Annotated in this window: 22 protein-coding genes; 9 read left to right on the top strand and 13 right to left on the bottom strand. The window is 69.0% G+C overall.

The window, feature by feature from the left end:
* From ACFYO1_RS20130 to ACFYO1_RS20120, 3 genes are read left to right on the top strand one after another with little or no spacing between them, the layout of a single operon-like run.
* Positions 1–1,071, top strand: coding sequence for an MCE family protein (locus ACFYO1_RS20130; RefSeq protein WP_387232955.1), 1,071 nt, complete (start codon positions 1–3; stop codon positions 1,069–1,071).
* The gene (locus ACFYO1_RS20125; RefSeq protein ID WP_387232952.1) at positions 1,068–2,246 is read left to right on the top strand and encodes an MCE family protein; all 1,179 of its coding nucleotides are present in this window, start codon (positions 1,068–1,070) and stop codon (positions 2,244–2,246) included. The genes ACFYO1_RS20130 and ACFYO1_RS20125 overlap by 4 nt, the downstream gene beginning before the upstream one ends.
* An 11-nt stretch (positions 2,247–2,257) precedes the next feature.
* The gene (locus ACFYO1_RS20120; RefSeq protein WP_387232949.1) at positions 2,258–2,902 is read left to right on the top strand and encodes a hypothetical protein; all 645 of its coding nucleotides are present in this window, start codon (positions 2,258–2,260) and stop codon (positions 2,900–2,902) included.
* On the opposite strand, the gene ACFYO1_RS20115 is transcribed toward ACFYO1_RS20120, so the two are convergent.
* The 9 genes from ACFYO1_RS20115 to ACFYO1_RS20075 all read right to left on the bottom strand — a co-directional run bounded on the left by ACFYO1_RS20115 (position 2,903) and on the right by ACFYO1_RS20075 (position 15,325).
* Positions 2,903–4,147: a TetR/AcrR family transcriptional regulator gene (locus ACFYO1_RS20115; RefSeq protein ID WP_387232946.1), complete on the bottom strand. Its 1,245-nt coding sequence runs from the start codon at positions 4,145–4,147 to the stop codon at positions 2,903–2,905.
* Between the two features lie 189 nt (positions 4,148–4,336).
* Positions 4,337–5,581 carry a TetR/AcrR family transcriptional regulator gene (locus tag ACFYO1_RS20110; RefSeq protein ID WP_387232943.1) on the bottom strand — a complete coding sequence of 415 codons (1,245 nt, stop codon included), beginning with the start codon at positions 5,579–5,581 and terminating at the stop codon, positions 4,337–4,339.
* A 199-nt stretch (positions 5,582–5,780) separates the two neighbouring features.
* Positions 5,781–7,121: a cytochrome P450 gene (locus ACFYO1_RS20105; protein WP_387232938.1), complete on the bottom strand. Its 1,341-nt coding sequence runs from the start codon at positions 7,119–7,121 to the stop codon at positions 5,781–5,783.
* Positions 7,122–7,238: 117 nt separating this feature from the next.
* Entirely contained in the window at positions 7,239–9,191 is a 1,953-nt protein-coding gene (locus ACFYO1_RS20100; protein WP_387232935.1) for an acetoacetate--CoA ligase, read from the bottom strand.
* Positions 9,192–9,221: 30 nt separating this feature from the next.
* A complete protein-coding gene (locus ACFYO1_RS20095) occupies positions 9,222–10,034 on the bottom strand; it encodes an HpcH/HpaI aldolase/citrate lyase family protein (protein ID WP_387232933.1) in 813 nt (270 codons plus the stop codon).
* Positions 10,031–10,531, bottom strand: a complete 501-nt coding sequence (locus ACFYO1_RS20090; protein WP_387232930.1) for a MaoC family dehydratase — start codon at positions 10,529–10,531, stop codon at positions 10,031–10,033. The genes ACFYO1_RS20095 and ACFYO1_RS20090 overlap by 4 nt, the downstream gene beginning before the upstream one ends.
* Positions 10,528–11,688 carry an acyl-CoA dehydrogenase family protein gene (locus ACFYO1_RS20085; RefSeq protein WP_387232927.1) on the bottom strand — a complete coding sequence of 387 codons (1,161 nt, stop codon included), beginning with the start codon at positions 11,686–11,688 and terminating at the stop codon, positions 10,528–10,530. The genes ACFYO1_RS20090 and ACFYO1_RS20085 overlap by 4 nt, the downstream gene beginning before the upstream one ends.
* Positions 11,685–13,721 carry an acetyl/propionyl/methylcrotonyl-CoA carboxylase subunit alpha gene (locus ACFYO1_RS20080; RefSeq protein WP_387232924.1) on the bottom strand — a complete coding sequence of 679 codons (2,037 nt, stop codon included), beginning with the start codon at positions 13,719–13,721 and terminating at the stop codon, positions 11,685–11,687. Before ACFYO1_RS20080 ends, ACFYO1_RS20085 begins: the two co-directional genes overlap by 4 nt.
* A gap of 5 nt (positions 13,722–13,726) precedes the next feature.
* A complete protein-coding gene (locus ACFYO1_RS20075) occupies positions 13,727–15,325 on the bottom strand; it encodes a carboxyl transferase domain-containing protein (protein WP_387232921.1) in 1,599 nt (532 codons plus the stop codon).
* Between the two features lie 134 nt (positions 15,326–15,459).
* On the opposite strand from ACFYO1_RS20075, the gene ACFYO1_RS20070 reads away from it, so the two are divergent.
* A complete protein-coding gene (locus ACFYO1_RS20070) occupies positions 15,460–16,053 on the top strand; it encodes a TetR/AcrR family transcriptional regulator (RefSeq protein WP_387232918.1) in 594 nt (197 codons plus the stop codon).
* 8 nt (positions 16,054–16,061) lie between these two features.
* Here the strand turns inward: ACFYO1_RS20070 and ACFYO1_RS20065 are convergent, their stop codons facing one another.
* Positions 16,062–16,808 carry a 3-hydroxybutyrate dehydrogenase gene (locus tag ACFYO1_RS20065; RefSeq protein ID WP_387232916.1) on the bottom strand — a complete coding sequence of 249 codons (747 nt, stop codon included), beginning with the start codon at positions 16,806–16,808 and terminating at the stop codon, positions 16,062–16,064.
* Positions 16,805–18,187, bottom strand: a complete 1,383-nt coding sequence (locus tag ACFYO1_RS20060) for an MFS transporter (protein ID WP_387232913.1) — start codon at positions 18,185–18,187, stop codon at positions 16,805–16,807. Before ACFYO1_RS20060 ends, ACFYO1_RS20065 begins: the two co-directional genes overlap by 4 nt.
* Positions 18,188–18,287: 100 nt before the next feature.
* Here ACFYO1_RS20060 and ACFYO1_RS20055 point away from each other — a divergent pair, with 100 nt between their 5' ends.
* Positions 18,288–19,253, top strand: coding sequence for a LysR family transcriptional regulator (locus tag ACFYO1_RS20055; RefSeq protein WP_387232911.1), 966 nt, complete (start codon positions 18,288–18,290; stop codon positions 19,251–19,253).
* A gap of 12 nt (positions 19,254–19,265) precedes the next feature.
* On the opposite strand, the gene ACFYO1_RS20050 is transcribed toward ACFYO1_RS20055, so the two are convergent.
* Together ACFYO1_RS20050 and ACFYO1_RS20045 are read right to left on the bottom strand one after the other, a co-directional pair.
* Positions 19,266–20,009: an ABC transporter ATP-binding protein gene (locus ACFYO1_RS20050; protein ID WP_387232908.1), complete on the bottom strand. Its 744-nt coding sequence runs from the start codon at positions 20,007–20,009 to the stop codon at positions 19,266–19,268.
* Positions 20,010–20,054: 45 nt separating this feature from the next.
* Positions 20,055–21,113: an ABC transporter permease gene (locus ACFYO1_RS20045; protein ID WP_387232906.1), complete on the bottom strand. Its 1,059-nt coding sequence runs from the start codon at positions 21,111–21,113 to the stop codon at positions 20,055–20,057.
* Positions 21,114–21,243: 130 nt separating this feature from the next.
* Here ACFYO1_RS20045 and ACFYO1_RS20040 point away from each other — a divergent pair, with 130 nt between their 5' ends.
* Genes ACFYO1_RS20040 through cobM form a run of 4 tightly spaced genes read left to right on the top strand, consistent with a single transcriptional unit; the run spans position 21,244 to position 24,318 of the window.
* Positions 21,244–22,440, top strand: a complete 1,197-nt coding sequence (locus ACFYO1_RS20040) for a sensor histidine kinase (protein WP_387232903.1) — start codon at positions 21,244–21,246, stop codon at positions 22,438–22,440.
* On the top strand, positions 22,437–23,054 hold the full coding sequence (locus ACFYO1_RS20035; RefSeq protein WP_387232900.1) for a LuxR C-terminal-related transcriptional regulator: 618 nt from the start codon (positions 22,437–22,439) through the stop codon (positions 23,052–23,054). The genes ACFYO1_RS20040 and ACFYO1_RS20035 overlap by 4 nt, the downstream gene beginning before the upstream one ends.
* 59 nt (positions 23,055–23,113) lie before the next feature.
* Positions 23,114–23,539, top strand: coding sequence for a PPOX class F420-dependent oxidoreductase (locus ACFYO1_RS20030; RefSeq protein ID WP_387232897.1), 426 nt, complete (start codon positions 23,114–23,116; stop codon positions 23,537–23,539).
* 29 nt (positions 23,540–23,568) lie between these two features.
* Positions 23,569–24,318 carry a precorrin-4 C(11)-methyltransferase gene (cobM, locus tag ACFYO1_RS20025; protein WP_387232894.1) on the top strand — a complete coding sequence of 250 codons (750 nt, stop codon included), beginning with the start codon at positions 23,569–23,571 and terminating at the stop codon, positions 24,316–24,318.
* Positions 24,319–24,535 lie beyond the last annotated feature (217 nt).

Raw genomic sequence — 24,535 nt, 5'->3', positions numbered from 1 at the left:
ATGCTGTTCACCGTGGCCGTGGCCGCGGCCATCGGCGCGACGTCCGGTTGCGCGGTAACGGTGGACAACGTCCCGTTGCCCAAACCCGGTATCGGCGGACCCGGCTACCCGCTGCACGCGGTGTTCAAGGACGCGCTCAACCTGCCGGCGAACGCGCACGTCAAGATCGGCGGCACCGACATCGGCACCGTCTCCGGGATCAGCACCACCGATTTCCTCGCCGACGTGGAAATGCAGATCCGCCAGGACATCCAGCTGCCCCGCGGCACCACCGCCGAACTGCGCCAGGCCACCCCGCTCGGCGACATGTTCGTCGCGATGACCCTGCCCGCGAAGCAGGACAGCGCCGAACTGCTGCGCCCGGGCGACACCATCGCGCCCGACCACACTGCGACCGGTGCGTCGGTGGAGCAGCTGATGATGTCGGTCTCGTTGCTGCTCAACGGAGGTGGTCTCAACCAGGCGGCGCGGATCACCGCCGAGATGAACTCCATGTTCGCCGGGCGCGCGCCCGAGCTGTCGCATCTGATCACCGAGATGACCGACGTGCTCGCCGCACTCAACCGGCGCACGGCCGACGTGGACGGCGTGCTTTCCGGGCTGAATACGCTCACCGGCGAATTGGCCAGGCGCAAGGCCGAATTGGGTGCGGCGGCAGACACCTTCCCGCCACTGATCGGCCTGGTCGCCGAAAACAACAGGGCCATCGCCGATCTCATCGCCAAGGTCTCGGTGACCATGGCCGCGCTCGGCGACTTCACCGATACCACCGGCCCGGACTTCCTCAGCCTGTTCGACAGCATTCAGCGGCTGATGTCCGGATTCGCCCAAATGGGTGACGATCTCGCGGGAGCGCTGGACGGGCTGCACGCCATCTACCCGTCGATCTCGGCCAGTCTCGACGGCCCGGTGCTCGCGGTCGCGGCCACCGTGTCCTACCTCAGTGTCGGCGCGCTGACCGACCCGAAGGGCAGCCGGCCGCCCGAAATCGGTGACGTACCAGCCTTTATCGGCAGCCTCGCGCAGGTCATCGAGAAGGTCATCGGCCGGTTGCAGGGCGGTGGGCGATGAATCCTCCGTTGTGGCAATGGCTGGTCCGGCACCGGATCGCGGTGGCCAATATCGGCCTGATCGTGGTGCTCGTGCTCGGGGCGTCCTATCTCGGCGCCAACGTGCTCCGCATCAATCTGCTGCCGAACACGTACACGGTGCGGGTGGAACTCGCGAATTCCGGTGGCCTGGCGGCGAACAACGACGTCACGTTCCGCGGCACCCGGGTCGGCCGGGTGCGCGATGTGCGGATCTCCGGCGACGGCATCGCGGCGATCGCCGAAATCGACAAGTCGGCGCGGATTCCGGTGGGCGGCACGGTCGCTGTCGGCCGGCTCTCCGCCGCGGGGGAGCAGTATCTCGACTTCCGGCCGGACGTGGACAGCGGGCCGTTTCTCGGCGACGGCGCGGTGGTCGAGCGCGCCCGGACGACGGCGCCGGTGACGGTGCAGTCGGTGCTCGGCAGCATGAGCGGGCTGATCGGCGGAATGAATCCGGCGCGGCTCAACGTGATCGTCGACGAGCTGGACCGGGCGCTGGCCGGTGGCCCGGACCGGTTGCGCAACATGATCTCCGGCATCAGCCGGGCCATGGCCGGGTTGACCGACCTGCTGCCGCAGACTCGCCGGCTCATCGAGAACCTCCAGGTGATCGCCGACACGACGGCGCACGCGCAGCCGGACCTGACCACCCTGACCACCGGTTCGAGCGCCCTGTTCCAGCAGTTGACCGCCGCGGACCAGGAGGTGCGCACGTTCCTCGACCTCGGACCCGGTCAGCTCGCCACCCTCGGCGGCATCGTGCGCGACACCGAAGACCCGATGACCAACCTGGTCACCAACTTCGTCGCGATCACCAAGGCCGCCAAGCTGCGGGCGCCGGCCATCGCGGCGCTGTTCCCCGCGCTGCGCACGGGTTCGGAGGCGATCGGCGTGCCGGCGCACGACAACGCCTACCACACCCTGGTCGACCCGTGGCCGCGCCCGAGCTGCGACTACGACACCGTGCCCGTGGTGCCGACGACGAAGACCGTCGACACCAGGGTGCGGCTCTACAACTACTGCGTCACCAGCAATCCGGCGCTCCAGGTTCGCGGTTCGGCGAACGCGCCCCGGCCGAACGTGCCGGACAACGGATCCGGCCCGCCACCCGGCGTCACCGGCAACGAGCTGTCCCGACCCGCACCTGGCAGATAGGAGCACATCCGATGCACGACAACGATGGCGACACCGCCGCACCACCCGAGGAACCGACGCCGGTCGAGTCCAAGGGTGTTGCGGCTGAGCAAGTTTCAACCGATGTGGACCGAGCCCCTACCTCCCGCAAGCGGCTACGACTGGTTCCGGGCCACACCGGGCGACTCGTACTACAGGTGGCAACGGCCGTATTCCTCTGTGCCGCAATCGCGTCGACCGTCTTCTTCTATCTCCAGAACAAGGGCAACAAGGCCACCATCGACGCGAACGCGGATGCGCGCGCCGCCGCCTGCCGGTACGCGCCGATCCTGGCCGACTACGACGCGAAGAAGCTGGACGACTACTTCGCCGCCGTGCTTGACGGCGCCACCGGCGACTGGAAGAAGCAATTCGACAGCACCAGCAAGGAATTGCGCGAGGTGCTCACCCAGGGCGAGGTGGTGTCGAAGGTCAACGACGTGCAGTGCGCGATCAAAACCGGCGACGAGAGCTCGGCCGAGGCCATCGTGGTGATCGGCCAGACCATCACCAGCATGGGCACCCAGGGCAAGCCCGCGCCCGGCCAGCTGTCCATGGTGATGCGCTTGGAAAAGATCGGCGACCGCTGGCTGGTGAACAAGGTGAACTCGCCGCTGGCCACGCCGCCGCGGCCGTAGCTACCCGGCGTCGGGACCGAAGAGGACGACCCGCATCAGATGAACCACCCGCTGCCGCGAGCACACCGGGTCGTCGGAGCCGAAGCGCTGCCCCAGATCGACGACCAGGGCCAGCGCCGCGTGCACCAGCAGCCTGGCGTCGGCGGCGGACAGCTCGGGGCGGACGCCGACCAGCAGCTTCGCCCACTCTTCGACGTTGAGCCGCTGGATGTTTCGCAGCACCGTCCGGTCGTCGGCGGGCACATTGCTGATCTCGGCGTAGTAGACGAAGGTCAGTTCCCGCTCGGCGAACGACCCGGCCACGTACAGCTCGATCAACGTCGTCAGCGCCTGCGCCGGGCCGTCCGCCGCCGCGACCGCCGGACCGATCGCGGCCGAAACCCGGTCCGCGGCACGGCGGAACGCGGCCGCGAGGATATCGCCCTTGCTGCGGTAGAAGCGGTACACCGCCGACGAGGCAGGCAACCCGGCCGCGATGGCGATGTCCTCGACACTCACGTTCGGATATCCGCGCTCATGGAACAACTCGATCGCCCGTGCCAGCAACAGCTCGTGCTTGAAGGTCAACGGAATCTCCGTTGCCACAAGGGGTTCGGCGTGGTCGGCGGAAGGCGGCAGGGTGTAGCCCGCGACCGCGCGGCAGGCGGTGCCGAGCAGCGTGGTCAACGCCCGCAGCGGAACCGATACGTGGTGATCGCCGATGCTGCTGAGCACGCTGAGTATCGCGGCCGACAGCACGGCACGATCCGCCTTGTCCAGCTCCGGCCTGGTCTCGGCGAGCAGCGCCATGAGCACCGAGGTCACCTGTGCCAGTTGGCTATCCAGGATCGCGGCGTCGTCGTCCTCCAGGTAGCGGCGCTGCCAGCGCAGCAGCGCGGCACTGCGCCGGTTGGCGATCGAGGACGCGATCAGCGCATCGATCACCTGACCGAGCCGTGCCTCGGCAGGCAGGCCGCGCGCCGAGTCCGGCAGGCGTACCGCCGCTTCGCTGAGTCCGCCGAGCCGCAGGGCCTCCTCGCGGAACAGCGCGTACTTGCTCGGATAGTGGCGGTAGAGCGCGGCCGAGCTGATGTCGAGCCGGGACGCGATGTCCTCCATGCTCACGCCGTGGTAGCCGAGCGACCCGAACGCCTCCGCGGACGCGGCCGCGATCTGCGCCCGCCGATCGCGCGGCCGCCGCCGGACCACACGCGCGGCGGATCCGTCGGACGCCTTGTCCGCGGCGCGGCCTTCCTGGGCACCCATGCCGCGATGGTAGCCGAATCGGGCGCTCGGCAACGGAGTCTCGAGCGCTTGGAACCAAACTGAATGCTAGGTCACAATTGGAGGTATGATTTGGGTTGCTACCTCATACTCTTGCGATTACTCAAAAAGGAATAGCGCGTAACATAAACGACCGGTCGGTACTCCGGTAGCGCCTGTCTGCCCGGGTGCTCACACTGCGGCGGGACGCCCAAAGAGGACGACCTGCATCAACAGGCGCACCCGCTCGGGCGCCGCCATCGGCTGGTTGTCGAACGCGCGACCCAGATCCACCACCAGCGCGAACGCGGCGTGGATGAGGAAGCGCGCCTCGGCGGGCGAAAGCTCCGGCCGCACCTCGCGCAGCAGCCGCGCCCACTCCTCGACGCTGAGCCGCTGGATGTTTCGCAGTACCGTGCGTTCTTCCGCCGGAACATGCTGGAACTCGGTGAAATACACGTAGGTCAGCGCACGCTCGGCGAATGACCCGGCGACGTACTGCTCGATCAGCGTGGTCAGGGCGCCCTCCGGGCTAGCCGCCGTCGCGACCGCCGGACCGACCGCAGCCGAAACCCGTTCCGCCGCACGGCGAAACGCCGCGGCCAGCAGATCACTCTTGCCACGGTAGAACCGGTACACCGCCGAAGCCGCGGAAAGCCCTGCGGCGGTGGCGATGTCCTCCACGCTCACATTGGGGTACCCGCGCTCGTGGAACAGCTCCACCGCTTTGCGCAGCAGCAGTTCGTGTTTGAACGAGTCCGGGATCTCGACCACCCGGGGCGGCTCGGCGGGACATTCCGCCGGCAGTTCGGTGCCGATGATCGGCTGGCAGGCCGAACTCAACAGCCGGGCAAGGGATTTCGCCGGCAGCGTGGCGTGATGGTCGGCGATGCTGGTGATCGTGCTCAGCAATGCCATGCGCAGCACCCGGATGTCGTCCTCGGTCAGTTCCGGTCGCAGCTCGGCGAGCTGGTCGCCGAGCGCGCCCAGCACGGCGAATTGCTGGTCGTTCAGCGTGGACAGATCCTCGGATTCGAGGTAGCGGCCCTCCCAGCGCACCAGGGTGACGGTCGGCCGGTTCTCGATCGTTATCGCGATGAGCGCGTCCAGCACATGACGCAGCCGTGCTTCGGGCGACCACGCGGCCGCCTCCGCGGGCAGCTCGACCGCATCGGTCATGGCCCGGCCGACCCGCAGCAATTCCTCCCGGAACAGCGCGTACTTGCTCGGATAGTGGCGGTACAGCGCGGCCGAGCTGATACCGAGCCCGGTGGCGATGTCCTCCATGCTGACGCCGTGATAGCCGAGCGCGCCGAACGCGGCGGCCGAGGCGGCGGCGATCTGGGCCCGTCGATTTTTCGGCCTGCGCCGGATCTCCCGGGGTGCCGAGTCGCCGGTGCTCGCCTTCCGCGCCGTGCGGCGATTGTCGACACTCATGCGGACATCGTACTTATCCGGGCAGGTGGGACGGGCTACGGCTCGGTACGGGGCGGTCGCCGAACCGGCCGGGTGCCCCAGGTCACCCGGAATCGGGGCGGTACCTGCCGGAAGACGGCGGCCCCAGACCGGACCCGTAGGCGTGGGCCGGCGCAGGTGAGGGCCGCCACAGCAGGCCGGATCGGATCCGGTGTCGCGATCAGTCGCGCGGCGTGATCACCAGGCGCGCCTTGCGCTCGGGGACCGTGGTGATGTTGCGGGTCCTCCCGCGTTCCGGCTCCGCGCCCTCGGGTCGCGAAAGGGAATGGCGCACAAGGATTTCCCGCAGCACCGTGGTGCCCTCCATGAGGGAGAAGCCCGCGCCGATGCAGCGCCGGACCCCACCGCCGAAGGGCAGCCAGGTATTCGGGGCCACCTCGCCGGAGAGAAAGCGGTCCGGCCGGAAGACCGCGAGGTCGGGGTAGTTTTCGGGGCTGCGGTGCGCGAGCAGAATCGAGGTGTTCACCACCGTGCCCGCGGGCAGTCGGCGACCGCCGACGGTCATGTCCCTGGTCAGTTTTCGGTTGGTGCCGTTGATGATGACGTGCAGCCGCATCGCCTCCTTCATCACCGCCTCGAGGTACTTGTCGTCGCCGGTGCGCGCGGCGGTGACGGCGGCCTCCTGAATGTCGGGATGCGTCGCGATCTCGTACAGCGCCCAGGACAGCGCGGACGCGGTCGTCTCGTGTCCGGCGAGCAGCAGCGTGATGAGCTGGTCGCGCAGCTCGGCGTCGGTGAGCGGCGGGTCGTGGTCGTCGCCGGTGCCCGCGTGCAGCAGCCGGGACAGCACGTCGGTGCGGTCGGCCAGGTCCGGCGCGTGCCGCCGAGCGGCGATCTCGGCGTAGAGCAGGGCGTCGACCGCGCTCATGTTCTCCGCGAACCGCTTCCACGGCCCGATGCGGCGGAGCATGGGTGACTTGATCCCGACGAAGATCAAGGGGTTGAGCTGGACGATTCGCCGCAGCCGCGGCGCGAGCTCGGCGCGGGTGCGCTCGTCGGACACCCCGAACACCACCTGGATGATCACCTCGAGGGTGAGCGCGTTCATCCGGTCGAGCGTGGTCAGCGTGGAACCCGGTGTCCAGCGGTCGATTTCGGCGACAGCGATGTCGGCGACCAGGTCGCGGTAGTCGCGCAGCGCGGAGCCGTTGAAGGCGGGCATCAGCAGTCGCCGGGCGCGCGCGTGCTCGTCCTCGTCGGTGAGCAGCAGCGAATGCGGGCCCATGACGACGCCGAGGATCTGGTTGCCCTCGCCCGCGTGCAGGTCGCGCGGGTTGCCCGCGAAGATCTCCTTGATGTGCTCCGGGCGGGAGAACACCACGGCACGGTCGGCGACCGGCGGGATGCGCAGCGTGAAGACGTCGCCGTACCGGCGCGCTACGGCGGGCACGAAGCGCTGGCGATCGAGCTGGAAAAGGATGCTCTGCACGAAGGCGGGCAACCGCGACCCCGGCGGATACGCGGTGGTCTCGTCACTCTCCCGGACATCATGTGCGGCCACGGTGCCACCTTCGTTGAGTATGAGACGAACCTGTTTCATACCACGCTAGGAGATCTATGCCGCACGGTCTACAACGCGGCATAGCAACCGTACTCGACGAGACCCGCTCGGCCCGGCCTACGCGCCGCCGCCGTTGGGGCGTTGCGTGGCGTACCAGTCGAGCAGGTCCGGGTTGTCGACCGCGCTGCGTTCGACCACCCGGGCGGCGTCGGCGCCCTGGAACAGCTTCTTGATCGGCACCTCGAGCTTCTTGCCGGTGCGGGTGTGCGGGATGCCGGGGGCGAGCAGGATCTCGTCCGGGACGTGGCGCGGGGAGACCTCGGTGCGGATGGTGCTGTTGATCCGGGTCTTCAGCTCGTCGGTGAGTTCGGCGCCGGGCGCGAGCACGACGAACAGCGGCATCCAGTACCCGCCGTCCGGCTGTTCGGCGCCGATCACCAGGGCCTCGGCGATCTCGGGGAGACGTTCGACGGACTGGTAGATGTCGGCGCTGCCCATGCGGATGCCGTGCCGGTTGAGCGTCGAGTCCGAGCGGCCGTGCACGACGATGGAGTCGCGGTCGGTGATGGTGATCCAGTCACCGTGCCGCCACACGCCGGGGTACATGTCGAAATAGGCGTCGTGATAACGCTTTCCGTCGGCGTCGTGCCAGAAGCGCACCGGCATGGACGGCATCGGCTTGGTGATCACCAGCTCGCCGACCTCGTCCCGGACCGGTTGCCCGGAGCCGTCGAAGGACTCCAGCGCGGCGCCGAGGAAGCGCACCGACAGCTCGCCCGGCCACGCCGGGACGGTGCGGGCGCCGCCCATGAAGGCCGAGACCACGTCGGTCCCGCCGCTGAGCGAGTTGACCTGGACGTGGTCACCGGTGTTCGCGCCCAGCCAGAGGGCCGACGAGGTGGGTAGCGACGCGCCAGTGATGCCGACCGTGCGCAGCGCGGACAGGTCGTGCTCGCTGCGCGGCACGGCGCCCGCCTTCATACAGGCGAGCACGTAGCCGGGACTGGTACCCAGCACGGTGGTCCCGGTCTCGGCGGCGATGCGCCACAACGCGTCCGGCGCCGGGTAGGTGGGGCTGCCGTCGTAACAGACGATGGTCGCGCCGGTCAGCAGGCCGGAGACCTGGAAGTTCCACATCATCCAGCTGGGGCTGGTGTACCAGAAGAAGGTGTCGGCGGGGCCGATGTCCGATTGCAGCGCAACGGCTTTGAGGTGCTCGACCAGCACGCCGCCGTGGCCGTGCACGATGCCCTTGGGCAGCCCGGTGGTGCCCGAGGAGAACACGATCCACAGCGGATGATCGAAATCGACCGGCTCCGTGGTGATCACGGCGGGCGCTGCCTCGTCGTAGGCGATCGCGTCGGTCCACGCGGTCGCGTCCGCGACCTCGAGCCCGAGCCGGGAGACGGCGATCGTGCCGCGCAGGGTGCCGAGGCCGGCTTGCAGCGCGGCGATGTCCTCGCGCTTGTCGTGCGCTTTGCCGCCGAAGCGATAGCCGTCCACGGTGATCAGCACGGTGGGCTCCAGCTGGCCGAGCCGGTCCAGGGCGGCCTTGGCCGAGTAGTCCTGGCCGCAGGCGCTCCAGACCGCGCCGATGCTGGCGGTCGCGAGCAACGCGACGACGGTCTCCGGGATGTTGGGCAGATAACCCGCGATCCGGTCGCCCGGCCGCACGCCCATGTCACGCAGGGTGCGGGCCAGGGCCGCGGTGTCGTCGATCAATTCGGCCCAGGACACTTCGCGCGGCGGCGCGTCCTCGGTGACCCCGATGATCGCGGGCCGGTCGCTGCGGAACTGCCGGATGAGCTGATCGACATAGTTCAGCCTGGTGCCCGGGAACCATTGCGCGCCCGGCATTTCGGCGCTCGCCAGCACCTCGCCCGCGATCTCGCCGAGCTCGAAGTAGTCCCATACCGCGTGCCAGAATTCGGCGGGCTCGTCGACGGACCACTGCCACAGCGTGTAGTAGTCCGGCGCGACGACGCCGGTGCGGGACTCGACGAACTTCGCGAAGTCGGTGATCCTGGCGTCGGCGATATCCTGCTCGGTCGGCACCCACTGTGGTTGCACCGCGTTCCTCCTGGCTGTTCGAACTGGTGGTCAGGCGCGCTCGGCGCGCCGCACGATCTGCTCGGCATGTCGCAGGACGGGGGCGTCGACCATGCGGCCCTCGAAGGCGAACACGCCGCGATGCTTGGGCACTTCGCCGAGTACCCTTCGGGCCCAATCGATGTCGGTTTCCGACGGCGCGTAGGCCGCGCGGATCACCGGCACCTGACCGGGATGGATGGCCACCTTGCCGTCGAACCCAACGGCGACCGCGTCCAGCGACTCGGCCCGCAGGCCGTCGAGATCGCGGATGTCGAGGTACACCGAGTCGAGCGCGAACTTCCCGTACGCCTTGGCCGCGAGCAGCGAGGTGGACCGAACATGGCGTGCCACATCGCGATAGCCGCCGTCGGCGTGCCTGCTCGACTGGCCGCCGAGCCCGGCGACCAGGTCTTCGGCACCCCACATCACGCCGATCGCGTTGTCCGCGGTCATCGAGTCGCCGACCGTCACCGCGCCGAGCGGGGATTCGATCAACGCCAGCACCTGGTACCCGGCCAGCGTCGTGATCTGTTCGGCCGATTCACATTTCGGCAGCATGACGCGCCGATAGTGGGTCTCGGCCAGCGCGGCCAGATCGAGGGCGTGCTCATCGGTTCCGGCCGCGTTGACCCGGACGAACGTGGTCTCGGGATCCAGCGGCGTCTCGACGAGCGCCTTGCGCGCGCCGGCCTTGTCCCCGGCGGCGACCCCGTCCTCGAGGTCGAGGATCACCACATCCGCGGCGGCGGCGGCCTTTTCGTAACGCTCCGGCCGATCCGCCGGGCAGAACAACCACGCGGGCCCCGGCATCGTCCAGGTCATGACTGGCCGGACTCGGGCCGCAGGCGGATCATCGCGTTGCGCACCGCGACCGCGACGACGGCGCCGTGCTGGTTGCGCGCGGTGTGCCGGAAGGTGACGATGCCCTCGCCCGGCCTGCTCTTGGACACCCGCTTGTCCAGCACCTCGGTTTCGGCGTACACGGTGTCCCCGTGGAACAGCGGCGCCGGGAACTTCACCTCGGTGAAGCCGAGATTGGCGACGGTGGTGCCCTGGGTCAGGTGCGCCACCGCGAGGCCGACCATGGTGCCGAGGGTGAACAGCGAATTGACCAGGCGCTGGTGGAACGGCTCCTGGGCCTCGCTGTAGGCCGCATCGATGTGCAGCCCCTGCGGATTCATGGTCAGCGTGCTGAACAGCACGTTGTCGGTCTCGGTCATGGTGCGGCCCGGCCGGTGCTCGTACAGCACGCCGGTCTCGAGTTCCTCGAACCACATGCCGGTCTGCACGACTCGGCGCAAGCTGTTGGTTTCGGTCATAGCCCGAGCTCCCGTCCGATCAGCATCAGCTGCACCTCCGTTGTGCCCTCGCCGATTTCGAGGATCTTGCTGTCCCGGTAGTGCCGGGCCACCGGGTATTCGTTCATGAACCCGTAGCCGCCGAAGATCTGGGTGGCGTCGCGGGAGTTGTCCATGGCCGCCTCGCTGGCCACCAGCTTGGCGATGGACGCCTGCTTCTTGAACGGCTTGCCGGCCAGCATCAGCGCTGCGGCGTCATAGTAGGCGGTGCGGGCCGTGTGCGCCCGCGCCTCCATCCGGCCGATCTTGAACGCGATGGCCTGATTGCGGCCGATGACCTGACCGAACGCCTCGCGCTCCTTGGCGTAGCGCACGCTCTCGTCGACACAGCCCTGCGCCGCGCCGACCGCGAGCGCCGCGATGGCGATCCGGCCCTCGTCCAGGATGCGCAGGAAGTTGGCGTAGCCGCGGCCGCGCTCGCCGAGCAGGTTCTCCTCGGGCACCCGGACGTCGGTGAAGCTGAGCGGATGGGTGTCCGAGGCGTTCCAGCCGACCTTGTTGTAGGCGGGTTCGGCGACGAAACCGGGGGTGTCGGTGGGCACCAGGATGGTGGAGATCTCCTTCTTGCCGCCCGCCTGGCCGGTCACCGCGGTCACCGTCACCAGGGTGGTGATGTCGGTGCCGGAGTTGGTGATGAACTGCTTGCTGCCGTTGATCACCCAGTCGCCGCTGTCGGCGATCGCGGTGGTCTTGGTCCCGCCCGCGTCGCTGCCCGCGCCGGGTTCGGTGAGCCCGAACGCGGCGAGCGAACGCCCGCTGGTCAACTGCGGCAACCATTCTTGTTTCTGCTTGTCGTTGCCGTAGCGGTAGATCGGCATCGCGCCGAGCGAGACGCCGGCCTCCAGGGTGATGGCCACGCTCTGGTCGATCTTGCCGAGCTCCTCCAGGGCCAGGCACAGGGCGAAGTAGTCCCCGCCCATGCCGCCGTACTCCTCGGGGAACGGCAGGCCGAACAGGCCCATGTTGGCCATGCCGGAGACCACCTCGTACGGGAAGGTGTGCTTCGCGTCGTGTTCGGCGGCGACCGGAGCGACCACCGTGCGGGCGAAGTCGCGCACGGTCAGGGCGAGGTCGCGGTACTCCTGCGGCAGGGTGCCGGTGGACAGGAAGTCGGTCATGCTGGGTTTCCTTCGCGCTCGGCGGGATTCGAGTCTTCGGCGGGCGTCGCGATGATGCGGGCCAGTACCTGATCGAGGCGCACCTGGGTGCCGGGTGTCACGAGTATCTCGACGGTTCCGGCGATGGGTGCGGTGAGCGAGTGCTCCATCTTCATCGCCTCCACGATGACCACCGGCGCGCCCGCGGCCACCTGCGTGCCGGTGTCGGCCTGCACCGCGATCACCGAACCCGGCATGGGGCTTTTTATTTCGGCGTCGCCGACGTGTTCGGCGGCGCCGCGCACGCTCGCCTCGGCGACCTCGCGCAGCATCGCGACGCCGGTGGGTCCGGCGAGCCACAGTTGGTCGTCGTATTCGGCGATCCGGTACTCGCGCCGGATGCCGTCGAGGGTCAACGTCAGCAGGTTGCCGGCGAATGCCGCGGCGAGCGACGCCGATTCGCCCTCGGTGAGGCGTGCGGTCGCGGCGGCGGGAGTGCCGGTGAGGTACACGTGCTCGGTCCGGTCGCCGCCGGTCAGCCGGATCGAGGTCGGGGCGGCGTCGCCGATGCGCCAGCCGGACGGGACCTGCCAGGGATCGCTGGGCGTCGTCGGCCAGCGCCGCAGCCAGCGATAGGCGGCAGCGGCCAGGAACAGCTCGTCGTGCACGGGAGCGGGGTGGAAGTCGGCGACCCGGCGGTCGAGCAGCCCGGTATCCAGGTGTCCCGCCGCGACATCCGGGTCGGCGAGCAGGAAGCGCAGGAACTCGATATTGCTGGTCACCCCGAGTAGCACGGTATCGCCCAGTGCCCGATCGAGTTTCGCGATCGCGGCGGTCCGGTCGGCGCCGTGGGTGATGACCTTGGACAGCATCGGGTCGTAGTCGCTGCCGACCACCGTGCCGGCGCGCAGCCCCGAATCCACCCGGATGCCAACGCCTTCGGGTTCCACGAGATCGAGCACCGTGCCGCCGGTGGGCAGGAACCCGCGGCCGGGATCCTCGGCATAGACCCTGGCCTCGATGGCGTGCCCGATCATCCGGATCTCGTCCTGCTCCACCGCGAGCTTCTGCCCGGCCGCCACCCGGACCTGGCATTCCACCAGGTCGACGCCGGTGACCAGCTCGGTGACCGGGTGCTCGACCTGTAGCCGGGTGTTCATCTCCATGAAGAAGAACTCGTCCGGCCGGTCGGCGGAGACGATGAACTCGACCGTGCCCGCGCCGACGTAGTCGACGCTGCGCGCGGTGTTGCAGGCGGCGGCGCCGATCCGGGCCCGCGTCGCGGCGTCGAGCAGCGGGGACGGGGCCTCCTCGATCACCTTCTGGTGCCTGCGCTGCAGGCTGCATTCGCGTTCGCCGAGGTGCAGCACGTTGCCGAACTGGTCGGCGAGCACCTGCACCTCGATGTGCCGCGGGCGCGTGACGAAGCGTTCCAGGAACAGGGTGTCGTCGCCGAACGCGGACGCGGCCTCGCGGCGCGCGCTGAGCAGGGCCTCCGGCAGCTGCTCCGGGTCCTCGACCAGCCGCATGCCCTTGCCGCCACCGCCGGCGGAGGGCTTGACCAGCACCGGGTAGCCGACCTCGCGTGCCGCCTCGATCAGGTCGGCGTCGGTCAGGCCGGGCCGCGCGATACCCGGCACGACGGGGACGTTGAAGGCGGCGACGGTGTTCTTCGCCGCGATCTTGTCGCCCATGACCTCGATCGCCCGGGCGGGCGGGCCGAGGAAGACGATGTTCGCGTCCGCCAGCGCCGCGGCGAAAGCGGCGTTCTCGGAGAGGAATCCGTATCCGGGGTGCACCGCTTGGGCTCCGGTGCGCACCGCGGCGTCCACGACTTTGTCGATGGCGAGGTAACTTTCGCGCGCTGCGGCCGGGCCGAGCCGCACGGCCGTGTCGGCCTCGTGCACGTGCCGGGCGCCGGCGTCGGCGTCGCTGTAGACGGCGACCGAGCGAATGCCCATGGCACGCAACGTGCGAATGACCCGCACCGCGATCTCGCCGCGGTTGGCCACGAGGACGGTGTCGAACCCGACAGGATGAGACTTGTTCAGCATCGCGCTCACATCCGGAATACGCCGTAGGAAACGGGTTCGAGCGGCGCCTGCGCGCACACCGAAAGGGCAAGTCCGAGGACGGTTCTGGTGTCTGCCGGGTCGATGACGCCGTCGTCCCAGAGCCGGGCCGTCGAATAGTAGGGGTTGCCCTGGCTCTCGTACTGGTCGCGGATCGGCGCTTTGAACGCCTCCTCGTCCTCGGCCGACCAGGGCTGCCCGGAGCTGTCGAGCTGATCGCCGCGCACCGTCGACAGGACGGAGGCTGCCTGCTCGCCGCCCATCACCGAGATCCGGGCGTTCGGCCACATCCACAGGAAGCGCGGCGAATACGCGCGCCCGCACATCGAATAGTTGCCCGCGCCGTAGGATCCGCCGATCACCACGGTCAGCTTCGGCACCCGCGCGCAGGCCACCGCGGTGACCATTTTCGCGCCGTGCTTGGCGATGCCGCCCGCCTCGTAGTCGCGCCCGACCATGAAGCCGGTGATGTTCTGCAAGAACAGCAGTGGGATCTTGCGCTTGTCGCACAGTTCGATGAAATGCGCGCCCTTCATGGCGGATTCGCTGAACAGCACGCCGTTGTTGGCGACGATGCCGACCGGGTGGCCGTGGATGTGCGCGAAACCGGTGACCAGGGTCTTGCCGTACTCGGCCTTGAACTCGTGGAAAGCGCTGTCCCCGTTCGGGTCACCGTCGACCAGGCGGTGGATCACCTCGCGGACGTCGTACGGGGTGCGCAGGTCTACCGGCACCACGTCGTACAGCTCCGACTCGGGAGCCGCGGGCGCCACCGGCGGCAGTACCGCCCACGGGCTCGACGGGCGCGGGCCGAGGGTCGCCACGATGCGGCGCACGATGCGCAGCGCGTCCTGATCGTCCTCGGCCAGATGGTCGGTGACACCCGAAGTGCGCGAATGCAGTTCGCCGCCGCCGAGGTCCTCCGCGCTGACCACCTCGCCGGTCGCGGCCTTCACCAGCGGCGGGCCGCCGAGAAAGATCGTGCCCTGATTGCGCACGATCACCGCCTCGTCGCTCATCGCGGGCACGTACGCGCCGCCCGCGGTGCAGGAGCCGAGCACCGCGGCGATCTGCGGAATTCCCTTGGCGCTCATATTCGCCTGGTTGTAGAAGATGCGGCCGAAGTGCTCGCGATCGGGGAACACCTCGTCCTGCTCGGGCAGGTAGGCGCCGCCGGAGTCGACGAGGTACAGACACGGCAGCTGATTCTGCAGCGCGATCTCCTGCGCGCGCAGATGCTTCTTCACCGTCATCGGGTAGTAGGTACCGCCCTTGACGGTGGCGTCGTTGGCCACGATCACGCACTCGCGGCCGGACACCCGCCCGATGCCGGTGATGATCCCGGCGCCGGGGGATTCGTCGCCGTACATCCCGGTCGCGGCCAGCGGGGAGAGCTCGAGGAAGGGGCTGCCGGGGTCGAGCAGTTGATCCACCCGCTGGCGGGGTAGTAGCTTGCCGCGCGCGACGTGGCGGTCCCGCGCCTTCGCGGACCCGCCGAGCGCGGCGGCGGCCAGCCGGGCGCTCAGGTCGTCGACCAGCGCCTTGTGGGCGACTCGGTTGTCGACGGCCGCTTCGGTAACTGTCATCACGTGATCCTTGTGGGTCAGCGTCGCGGAACGACTCGATGAGCGGCGACGGGCGGTCCAGTTAGTCGCCGATAACTGGAATCCAGGTTAATCTTGGTTAACCGAGATGTCCAGGTAGGGCGAAAGGAGCGCGTGTGACCAGCACTGACCCCGCCACGCCCACCCGCCGCGAACAGTTGAAGGCGCAGCGCCGGCAGCAACTCCTCGACGCCGGGGCCAGGCTCATCGCGGACCGCGGCTTCCTCGGCATGCGCCTGGACGACCTGGGCGCGGCCGTCGGCATCAGCGGTCCCGCGGTCTACCGTCATTTCCCGAACAAGGAAGCTCTGCTGGTCGAACTGCTCGTCGGGGTCAGCCAGCGCCTGCTCGACGGCGGTAAGGCGGTGGTCGCGCGCACCGCCGGCGCGGCCGAGGCGCTGGACGGTCTGGTCGACTTCCACCTCGACTTCGCGCTCGGCGATCCGGACCTGATCCGGATCCAGGACCGCGATCTGGAGAACGTGCCCGCCACCGCTCGCCGGGAGTTGCGCCGGACCCAGCGCCAGTATGTGGAGATCTGGGTCGCGGTGCTGCGTGAGCTGCATCCCGGCTTACCCGAGGAGACGGCGCGGGTGCAGGCCCACGCCGCCTTCGGGCTGATCAACTCCACCCCGCACAGTGCGAGCACCGCGACGGCCGTGCGGGCCAGGCCCGTGCTGCGCCGAATGGCGTTGTCCGCCTTGGGGTGAGGGCTCGATCATCGAGCGCTCCAGCCGCCGTCCATGGTGTAGGAGGCGCCGGTCACCATGCCCGCGTCCGCCGAGGCGAGCCAGCTCACCAGCGAGGCCACCTCTTCCGGCTCGACCAGGCGCTTGATCGCGCTCTCGGTGAGCAGGATCTTCTCCAGTACCTCCTGCTCGGGGATGTTGTGCGCCTTGGCCTGATCGGCGATCTGCTTGTCCACCAACGGCGTTCGGACATAGCCCGGGCTGACGCAATTGCTGGTGACGCCGTGCCTGCCGCCCTCCAGCGCGGTGACCTTGGACAGGCCTTCGAGGCCGTGCTTGGCGGTCACGTAGGCGGACTTGAATTCCGAGGCCCGGAGTCCGTGTACCGACGAGATATTGATGATCCGGCCGAAGCCCTGCCGGTACATGTGCGGCAGGGCCGCGCGGATGAGCAGGAACGGCGCCTCGACCATCAGCGTGAGCAAGGTGCGGAACTGGTACGGGGCGAAGTCCTCGATCGGGCTGATGCTTTGCACCCCGGCGTTGTTCACCAGGATGTCGATCTCGAGCTCGAGCGTTTCCAGTTCGTCGGCTTCGAGCAGGTCTACCGCCCAGGACTTTCCGTCGAGCTCGCGGGCCAGCGCCTTCGCGCCGACCTCGTCGATATCGGCGATGGTGACCTGCGCGCCGCGGGCGGCCAGGGCCCGCGCACAGGCGGCGCCGATTCCGCTGGCGCCGCCGGTGATGAGGGCGGAACGGCCGGTGAGGTCGCTCATTTGGCGGCCACCGCGGCGGGCCGGCCGGCCAGGTAGTCGGCATCGGCGAGGTCGACGGTTTCCAAATCAAGACCTTTCGTTTCCCGGGCGAAGTAGACCGCGACGACCGTGACGGCCGCGGCGATGGCCAGGTAGATGGCGATGGGCACCGCGGACTTGTAGGTGTTCAGCAGGCGGACCGCGATGATCGGCGCCAGCGATCCGGCCACGATCGAGGTGACCTGATAACCAAGGGACACACCGGAATACCGCATGCGGGTGGGGAACATCTCGGCCATGATCGCGGGCTGTCCGGCGTACATGAAGGCGTGGAAGACCAGGCCGATGATGATGGCGAACAGGATGATCGCGTTGTGCCCGCTGTCCATCATGGGGAAGGCGAAGAAGCCCCAGGTGCCGGCGGTGACCGCACCGATCAGATAGATCGGCCGCCGGCCGAAGCGGTCGGACAGCCGCCCGACCAGCGGGACGGCCACGAAATGCACGGCGTGCGCGGCGAGCAGCCACCAGAGGATGACCTTGGTGTCGACGTGCACCTGCACCTTGAGGTAGGTGATGGTGAAGGTGACGACCAGGTAGTACAGGATGTTCTCGCCGAACCGCAGGCCCATGGCGGTGAGCACGCCGCGCGGGTAGCGCTTGAGCACCTCGACGACGCTCAGCGAGGTCGCCTTGATCTGCTCCAATTCCTGTTGCGCGGCAACGAAGATGGGCGCGTCGGTGACCTTGGTGCGGATGTAGTAGCCGACCAGCACGACCACCGCCGACAGCCAGAAGGCAACGCGCCAGCCCCAACTGAGGAAGGCCGCGTCCGACAGCCAGGTGGTCAGCGCCAGCAGCACGACCGTCGCCAGCAGGTTCCCCATCGGCACCCCGGCCTGCGGCCAGCTCGCCCAGAAACCGCGGCTGCGGCTCGGACTGTGTTCGGCCACAAGGAGAACCGCGCCGCCCCACTCGCCGCCCACGGCGAAGCCCTGGATGAAGCGCAGCACGACCAGCAGGGCCGGCGCCCAGTAACCGATCTGGCCGAACGTAGGCAGGCAGCCCATCAGGAACGTTGAGGCGCCGACCAGGATGAGGCTGAATTGCAGCAGCTTCTTGCGGCCGTACTTGTCGCCGAAGTGCCCGAACACGATGCCGCCCAGCGGGCGTGCGGCGAAGCCGACGGCGTAGGTGACGAAGGCGGCGAGGATCGCGTCCAGATCGCTGGTGCCCTTGGCGAAGAACACCTTGCTGAACACCAGCGTGGCGGCGGTGCCGTAGAGGAAGAACTCGTACCATTCGACGACCGTGCCCGCCATCGATGCGGCGACCACCCGTCTCAGGCCGGTCGGCACCCCGCCCGGGTCGCTGGGCCACAATGCACTGCGCACGCTCATCGAACTCTCCTTCGTGCCAGGGGTCACATCAGGGTGTAGATGTGATGGCCCCCACAAACTCGGCTGCAACGAAGTATTAGTGCAGATCGGTTTGTCCGCAATGACTAGATGTGCAGTACGTATCTGCGAGGATGCAGATATGAATGTCGGTTCCGCGGGGTCTGCTCGCCGGCCGAGCGCGGACGACCTGCTGGTGCTGCTCGCCGTCGGCCGATCGGGTCGTTTCGTGTCGGCGGCCGAGGAACTCGGCATCAACCACACCACCATCTCGCGGCGGATCGCCGCGCTGGAACACACGCTCGGCGGGCGGGTGCTCACCCGCGCCGCCGGCGGCTGGGAACTCACCGAACTCGGCAAGGAGGCACTGGCGGCAGCCGAGGTCGTCGAGTCCGCGGTCAAGTCCCTCGCCGCCGACGCCGACGGCAGCCGGGTATTGGAAGGCGTGGTCCGGATTTCGGCCACCGACGGTTTCAGCGCCTATCTCGCCGCCCCAGCGGCCGCCGAGGTCCAGCGCCGGCATCCCAAGATCACCGTCGAAATCGTCGCCACCACAAGGCGCGCCTCCACCCAGCGCTCGGGCCTGGACCTCGAGGTGGTCGTCGGCGAACCACAGGTTCACCGCGCCACGGCCATTCGCCTCTCCGACTACTGCCTCGGCCTCTACGGCAGCCGAGACTATCTGCGCGAACACGGAACTCCCGCGGCCATCGAAGACCTGGCCCGGCACCCGCTGGTCTACTTCATCGACTCCATGCTCCAGGTGGACGACCTCGACTTGGCATCCAGCTTCGCCCCGGCGATGCGCGAATCCGTCACCTCCACCAACGTTTTCGTGCACGTCGAAGCCACCCGGGCCGCCGCGGGTATCGGCCTGCTTCCGTGCTTCATGGCCGACCGGCATGCCGATCTCGTCCGCGTCCTCCCCGCCGAGGTCTCCGTCCAGCTCGCCTACTGGCTGGTCGCCCGCGCCGAGACGCTCCGCCGACCGGAAGTAGCCGCCTTCGTGGACGGCCTGCGCGCCAAGGTCTTCCGTGAACAGGACGCTCTGCTCGGCTACCTCGGGTGATTCTGTGCGGGCTCAGGCCGGGCGCGGGACGAATTGTGCTGGAACGTCCGAGTTCTGGGTCAGGCGGCCATCGGTCATGGTGTGGACGGCCGTCATCCGGTGCAGGTGGGTGCGGTCGTGGGTGACCAGGAGGGTCGCGGCGTTGTGGTCGTGGACGATGGTGAGGATCAGGTCGATGATGGCGGCGCCGCGCTCGGTGTCCAAAGCGCTGGTGGGTTCGTCGATGACGAGCAGGGCAGGGTTGTTCATCAAGGCGCGGGCGATGTTGACGCGTTGCCGTTGACCGCCGGAGAGCTGGGCTGGGCGCTTGGCGTGCTGGTCGGCCAGTCCGACCGCGTCGAGGAGTTCCATTGCCCGGGTGCGTATTTCGTGGCGCCGGTGAGCCGGGATATGCAGCCGCTGGCCCAGATGGGACATGACCTGGAGCTGTTCGACGGCGGTGAGGGCGGGAATCAGATTCGGTTGCTGGAAGACGATGCCGATGGAGGTGCGGCGTAGTCCGGCGGCTTCGCGGCGGCCGACCGTGGCGAGATCGACACTGCCGGTAGGGGTTCGGAGATCGATGCGACCCGAGTCGGGGCGGATCAACGTGGACGCGACGGCGAGCAGGCTGGATTTGCCCGAGCCGGACGGACCGGTGATCGCGGCGATCTCGCCACCCGCGACGCGCAAACCGACGTGGTCCAGCGCGGTGAGTCTGCCCGCTCCGTCGGGGTAGGTGAGGGTGACGTCATCGAGGGTCAGGGCGGTGGTCATAGGTCGAAAGCTCCAGTGCGTCAACGAGTCTTGGGTGATGCCGAGTCAGCGTCCCGCGCCGAGCGCGGTCAGCGGGTCGGTGGTGAAGAGGAAGCGGAGGGCGAAGGCGGCGCCCAGCAGGCCGAGGACGATGAGGGCCGCGGCGGGGAGCAGGGTGGTCGCTGGACTCAGGACGAAGGGAAGTGCGTCGCCGAGGAAAGCGGCCGCGGTGACGGTGATTCCCAGTCCGACGGCCACGCCGGCGGCCAGGACGATCGCGGCCTGCGCGAGTGCGTCCCGGACCAGCGAGCCGGAGGTGGCGCCCAGAGCTTTGAGGGTCGCGATGTCCGGCATGCGCTGGACGGTCCAGACGGTGAAGAACGCGCCGATCACCAAGGCGGAGATGGCGAACAGGAGCACGGTCATCAGGGTCAGCGAGCCGTTCTCGGCCTGGTAGGCGCTGAGCGCGGACAGCGCGCCGGATGGGTCGGTCGTCCGAGTGTGCGCGGTGGCGTTCACCGCTGCCTGATTCGGTACGCCCGAGACCGCGAGCACGGTGGCGGCACCGGAGCGCGGGCTCATCGCTTGCCAGTCCGCGAGGGTCGTCCAAACCACCGGAGTGTGGCTGTACCAGTCGTCCCCGCGTACCGCCGCCACGGTGAAGTCGCGGCCATTGACAGTGACGGAGTCGCCTGCGCTCGCGCCCAGATCCTTGGCCGCACCCGTGCTGAGCACCACGCTTCCGTTCTCGGTTGCGGACCGGTTGCCGAAAGCGGTTCCGGTGGTGCCGAAGAAGGCGACCTGCACCGACGCGCGCCCGCGCGGATCGACCTTGCCGTGGCTGATTCCGATCGGGTCGACGGTGCCGTTCGAGCCCGCCGCGGCCTGCCAGGCGGCGACCTGCTCGGCGGTCAGCGCGGAGGCGTCGAACGACGGCGCGGCGCCGGTGTCGGCGAAGACGACGGTGTCGCCGGGGAACGATTCGACGGCCGAGATGTTCTGGTGCGCGAGCCCGGCGGTGAGCCCGCTGAGGAAGCTCACCAGCAGGGCCACCAGCGTGACGACCAGGGTGATGAGCAGGAAACGGCCGCGGGCGGCGCGCAGATCTCGGAGTGCGACGAACATGGCTTCACTGTTCCGCGCCCAGGGCCCGCGGCCATCGCGCGCGGGAAGGAAAGGCGCACCATCGAACGGTGGGTGGCGTTTTACACCTTTCGATGGATGCCGCCGGGGTAGCCGCACATAAGCTGGCTAGGTGCACTCGTCCCCGCTCACGCCCGTCTTCACCGCGCTGCGGTTCGGACTGCACGTGCTGATGACGGCGCTGGCGGTGGTGATCGCGGTGCGTGCGCTGCTGCCCGGCGCGCCGCACCCGATCCCGGTGGTGGCGCTCACCGTGGGCTTTCTGGCGACCTACTTCGCCGGTCACCTGCTGAGCGGTCGCCGCGGCGGGATCGCCATCTGGCTGACCGCCTTGACCCTGTGGTGGCTCTGCGTGGTCGTGCTCGCTCCCGACGCCGGCTATCTGGCGTTCGGCCTCTTCTTCCTCTACCTGCATCTGCTCCCGCGCCCGTGGAGTCTGGCGGCGGTGGCCGCCGCGACCGCGATCGCCGTGGTGGGTTTCGGGGTGCACCGCGGCTGGTCGGTGGCCGGCGCGGTCGGCCCGGTCTTCGGCGCGGCGGTCGCGGTCGGCATCGGCCTCGGTTATCAAGCGCTGTTCCGTGAATCCGCCGAACGGCAGCGGCTGATCGACGAATTGCTCAGCACCCGAGCGATACTCGCGGAACGGGAGCGCACGGCGGGCAAGCTGTCCGAGCGCGAGCGATTGGCGCAGGAGATCCACGACACCGTCGCCCAGGGCTTGAGCAGCATCCAACTGCTACTGCACGCCGCGGAGCAGTCCGCGCCGGATCACCCTGCTCTGCAACAGATTCGACTGGCCAGGGAAACGGCCGCGGAGAACCTGGCCGAGACCAGAAGGCTGATAGCCGAATTGGCCCCCGCCGCACTCGACGGCCAATCTCTCGCGCAAGCCTTGGAGCGAATCTGCCTGCGCGCCAACGCCCCCGGCCTGGCCACCCAACTGGTGGTCGAGGGCACGCCCGAACGGCTGCCGATGCCGACCGAGGCGGCCCTGGTCCGCATCGCCCAGGGCGCGGTCTCGAACGTCGTGCGACACGCGAAGGCCGACCGCATGCGCCTGACCCTGACCTACGCCGACGCCGAGGTCATCCTGGATGTGGTGGACGACGGCATCGGCATCGCGCCGGACGTGCTCGACCATTCGCCATCCGGCTCGTTCGGCCTCGCCGCCATGCGCTCCCGGGTAGAACAGCAGGGCGGCACCATGGCCGTGGAATCGGAACCGGGACATACCGCCGTCACCGTCGCCTTCCCCCTCGAACCCGCCGCACCCGAACCGGATTCGGCCGAACCGGGAGCGCCCGCATGATCCGCCTGCTGCTGGCCGACGATCACGCCATCGTCCGGGCCGGCCTGCGCGCACTGCTCGACGGCGGCGACGACATCACCGTCGTCGGCGACGTGCCGTCCGGCGAGGCGGCCGTCGCGTTCTGTGCCACCACCCCGGTGGATCTGGTGCTGATGGACCTGAGCTTCGGCCCCGGCCGCTCCGGCGCGGACGCCACCGCCGAGCTGCGTGCGCTCCCGCAACCGCCGAATGTCCTGGTGGTGACCAACTACGACACCGACGCCGACATCCTCGGCGCGATCGAGGCCGGCGCCTGCGGCTACATCCTGAAGGACACCCCGCCCACCGAACTACTCGCCGCCGTGCGCTCGGCGGCGGCGGGGGAGAGCGTGCTGTCGCCCGCGGTGGCCTCGAAGCTGATGACCCGGGTGCGCCGCGCCGACACCACCCTGAGCGCCCGCGAGATCGAGGTGCTGCGGCTGGTCGCCGACGGCCGGTCCAACCGGGAGATCGCCAAGGAGCTGTTCCTCAGCGAAACCACGGTCAAGTCCCACTTGGTGCACATCTACGCGAAACTCGGTGTCCGTTCGCGTACCTCGGCCGTCGCCCGCGCCCGCGAGCAAGGCGCGATCTGAGCGCGACATGCGCCCGCGGCTGCCCCGTCCGGTCGCCTGCCTGCGCCTAGGGTGAAGCAATGGCATCTCTCTCCGATCCACAGGTGCGCGAGTTCCTGTCCGCGGGCACGCGGACGGGCAAGGTCGCGTTCGTCGCCGCCGACGGCCGGCCGATGGTGACCCCGGTCTGGTTCGTGCTCGAGGGTGACGAACTGGTCTTCAACACGGGCAAGAACACGGCCAAGGGCAAGGCGTTCGCGCGCGACGGCCGGATCGCGGTGATCGTCGACGTCGAGGCCGAGCCGTACCCGTCGGTGCAACTGCAAGGCACCGTCACCCTGTCCGAGGATCCGGCGGAACTGGTCCGCACCGCCACCGAGATCGGCGGCCGCTACATGGGCGCCGACCGCGCCGAGGAATTCGGCAAGCGCAACGGCGTCCCCGGCGAACTCGTCGTCCGGCTGCGCCCGAGCAAGGTGATCGCCCACTTCGACGCGACGGCCTGACCCGGAACCACCTGAATACACTCACCCGCATGACCGTGCACTTCATCGGCGCCGGGCCGGGTGCGGCCGACCTGCTGACCGTGCGGGCGGTCGCCCTGCTCGGCTCGTCGCCGGTGTGCCTGTACGCGGGCACCTATCTGGACCCGCAGGTCCTCGCGCACTGCGCACCCGACGCCGAACTGATCGACACCCAGCACCTGAACCTCGACCAGATCACCGAGCATCTGGTGCGCGCGGACCGGGCGGGCCAGGACGTAGCCCGGCTGTGCTCGGGTGACCCGTCGATCTACTCGGCCCTCACCGAGCAGACCCGCAGGCTCGACGCGCACGGCATCGCCTGGGACGTCACCCCCGGCGTCCCCGCCTACGCCGCCGCGGCCGCGCTGCTCGGCACCGAACTCACCGTCCCCGAGGTCGTGCAGTCGGTCGTGCTGACCCGGACCCAGGCCCGCTCGACCGCGATGCCCGAGTCCGAGGCCCTGGTCAACTTCGCGGCCACCGGCGCCACCCTGGTGCTGCACCTGGCGATCACCCGAATCCGCACGCTGGCCGCCGAACTGGTCGCCGGCTACAGCCCCGACTGCCCGGTCGCCGTGGTGTATCGCGCCAGCCAGCCCGGCCAGCTGATCCTGCGCGGCACCCTGGCCGGCATCGCCGATCAGGTCGAGGCCGCCGAGCTGCGGCAGGCCGCGATCATCCTGGTCGGCAAGGCCCTCGAGGACCCGGTGTCGTGTGCCGAATCCCACCTCTACGACCCGGCGCGCACCCGCCATCGGTGACCCGCCGCGTCGCCCGCGCAGCGCGTCGCGCAGGATGTGAGGTCTGCAACATGAGGCCCGCAAAGTGCCGACAACTCGACTGCCTGTGATGATGTCGGTCAGCTATCGAGGTTGGTTGGTTCGGTGCGGGCGACGACGGTAGATTGGTTCGGTGATCTGCAGCGAGATTCCCGGCATCGCCGGTCGGTGGGTAGTGGGCGCGGTCGCGCCTATGTAA

This window comes from Nocardia sp. NPDC006044 (genome assembly GCF_042871115.1).
Lineage (GTDB): Bacteria > Actinomycetota > Actinomycetes > Mycobacteriales > Mycobacteriaceae > Nocardia.
This window is presented reverse-complemented; position numbering and strand designations above follow the sequence as displayed.

Excerpts from the sequence above, each read along its gene's own strand:
- ACFYO1_RS20080 (WP_387232924.1), bottom strand. The coding sequence starts at position 13,721 with ATGCTGAACAAGTCTCATCCTGTCGGGTTCGACACCGTCCTCGTGGCC.
- ACFYO1_RS20075 (WP_387232921.1), bottom strand. The coding sequence starts at position 15,325 with ATGACAGTTACCGAAGCGGCCGTCGACAACCGAGTCGCCCACAAGGCG.
- ACFYO1_RS20060 (WP_387232913.1), bottom strand. The coding sequence starts at position 18,187 with ATGAGCGTGCGCAGTGCATTGTGGCCCAGCGACCCGGGCGGGGTGCCG.
- ACFYO1_RS20055 (WP_387232911.1), top strand. The coding sequence starts at position 18,288 with ATGACTAGATGTGCAGTACGTATCTGCGAGGATGCAGATATGAATGTC.
- ACFYO1_RS20095 (WP_387232933.1), bottom strand. The coding sequence starts at position 10,034 with ATGACCTGGACGATGCCGGGGCCCGCGTGGTTGTTCTGCCCGGCGGAT.
- ACFYO1_RS20115 (WP_387232946.1), bottom strand. The coding sequence starts at position 4,147 with ATGGGTGCCCAGGAAGGCCGCGCCGCGGACAAGGCGTCCGACGGATCC.
- ACFYO1_RS20050 (WP_387232908.1), bottom strand. The coding sequence starts at position 20,009 with ATGACCACCGCCCTGACCCTCGATGACGTCACCCTCACCTACCCCGAC.
- cobM (WP_387232894.1), top strand. The coding sequence starts at position 23,569 with ATGACCGTGCACTTCATCGGCGCCGGGCCGGGTGCGGCCGACCTGCTG.
- ACFYO1_RS20120 (WP_387232949.1), top strand. The coding sequence starts at position 2,258 with ATGCACGACAACGATGGCGACACCGCCGCACCACCCGAGGAACCGACG.
- ACFYO1_RS20125 (WP_387232952.1), top strand. The coding sequence starts at position 1,068 with ATGAATCCTCCGTTGTGGCAATGGCTGGTCCGGCACCGGATCGCGGTG.
- ACFYO1_RS20130 (WP_387232955.1), top strand. The coding sequence starts at position 1 with ATGCTGTTCACCGTGGCCGTGGCCGCGGCCATCGGCGCGACGTCCGGT.
- ACFYO1_RS20110 (WP_387232943.1), bottom strand. The coding sequence starts at position 5,581 with ATGAGTGTCGACAATCGCCGCACGGCGCGGAAGGCGAGCACCGGCGAC.
- ACFYO1_RS20030 (WP_387232897.1), top strand. The coding sequence starts at position 23,114 with ATGGCATCTCTCTCCGATCCACAGGTGCGCGAGTTCCTGTCCGCGGGC.
- ACFYO1_RS20035 (WP_387232900.1), top strand. The coding sequence starts at position 22,437 with ATGATCCGCCTGCTGCTGGCCGACGATCACGCCATCGTCCGGGCCGGC.
- ACFYO1_RS20045 (WP_387232906.1), bottom strand. The coding sequence starts at position 21,113 with ATGTTCGTCGCACTCCGAGATCTGCGCGCCGCCCGCGGCCGTTTCCTG.
- ACFYO1_RS20090 (WP_387232930.1), bottom strand. The coding sequence starts at position 10,531 with ATGACCGAAACCAACAGCTTGCGCCGAGTCGTGCAGACCGGCATGTGG.
- ACFYO1_RS20085 (WP_387232927.1), bottom strand. The coding sequence starts at position 11,688 with ATGACCGACTTCCTGTCCACCGGCACCCTGCCGCAGGAGTACCGCGAC.
- ACFYO1_RS20065 (WP_387232916.1), bottom strand. The coding sequence starts at position 16,808 with ATGAGCGACCTCACCGGCCGTTCCGCCCTCATCACCGGCGGCGCCAGC.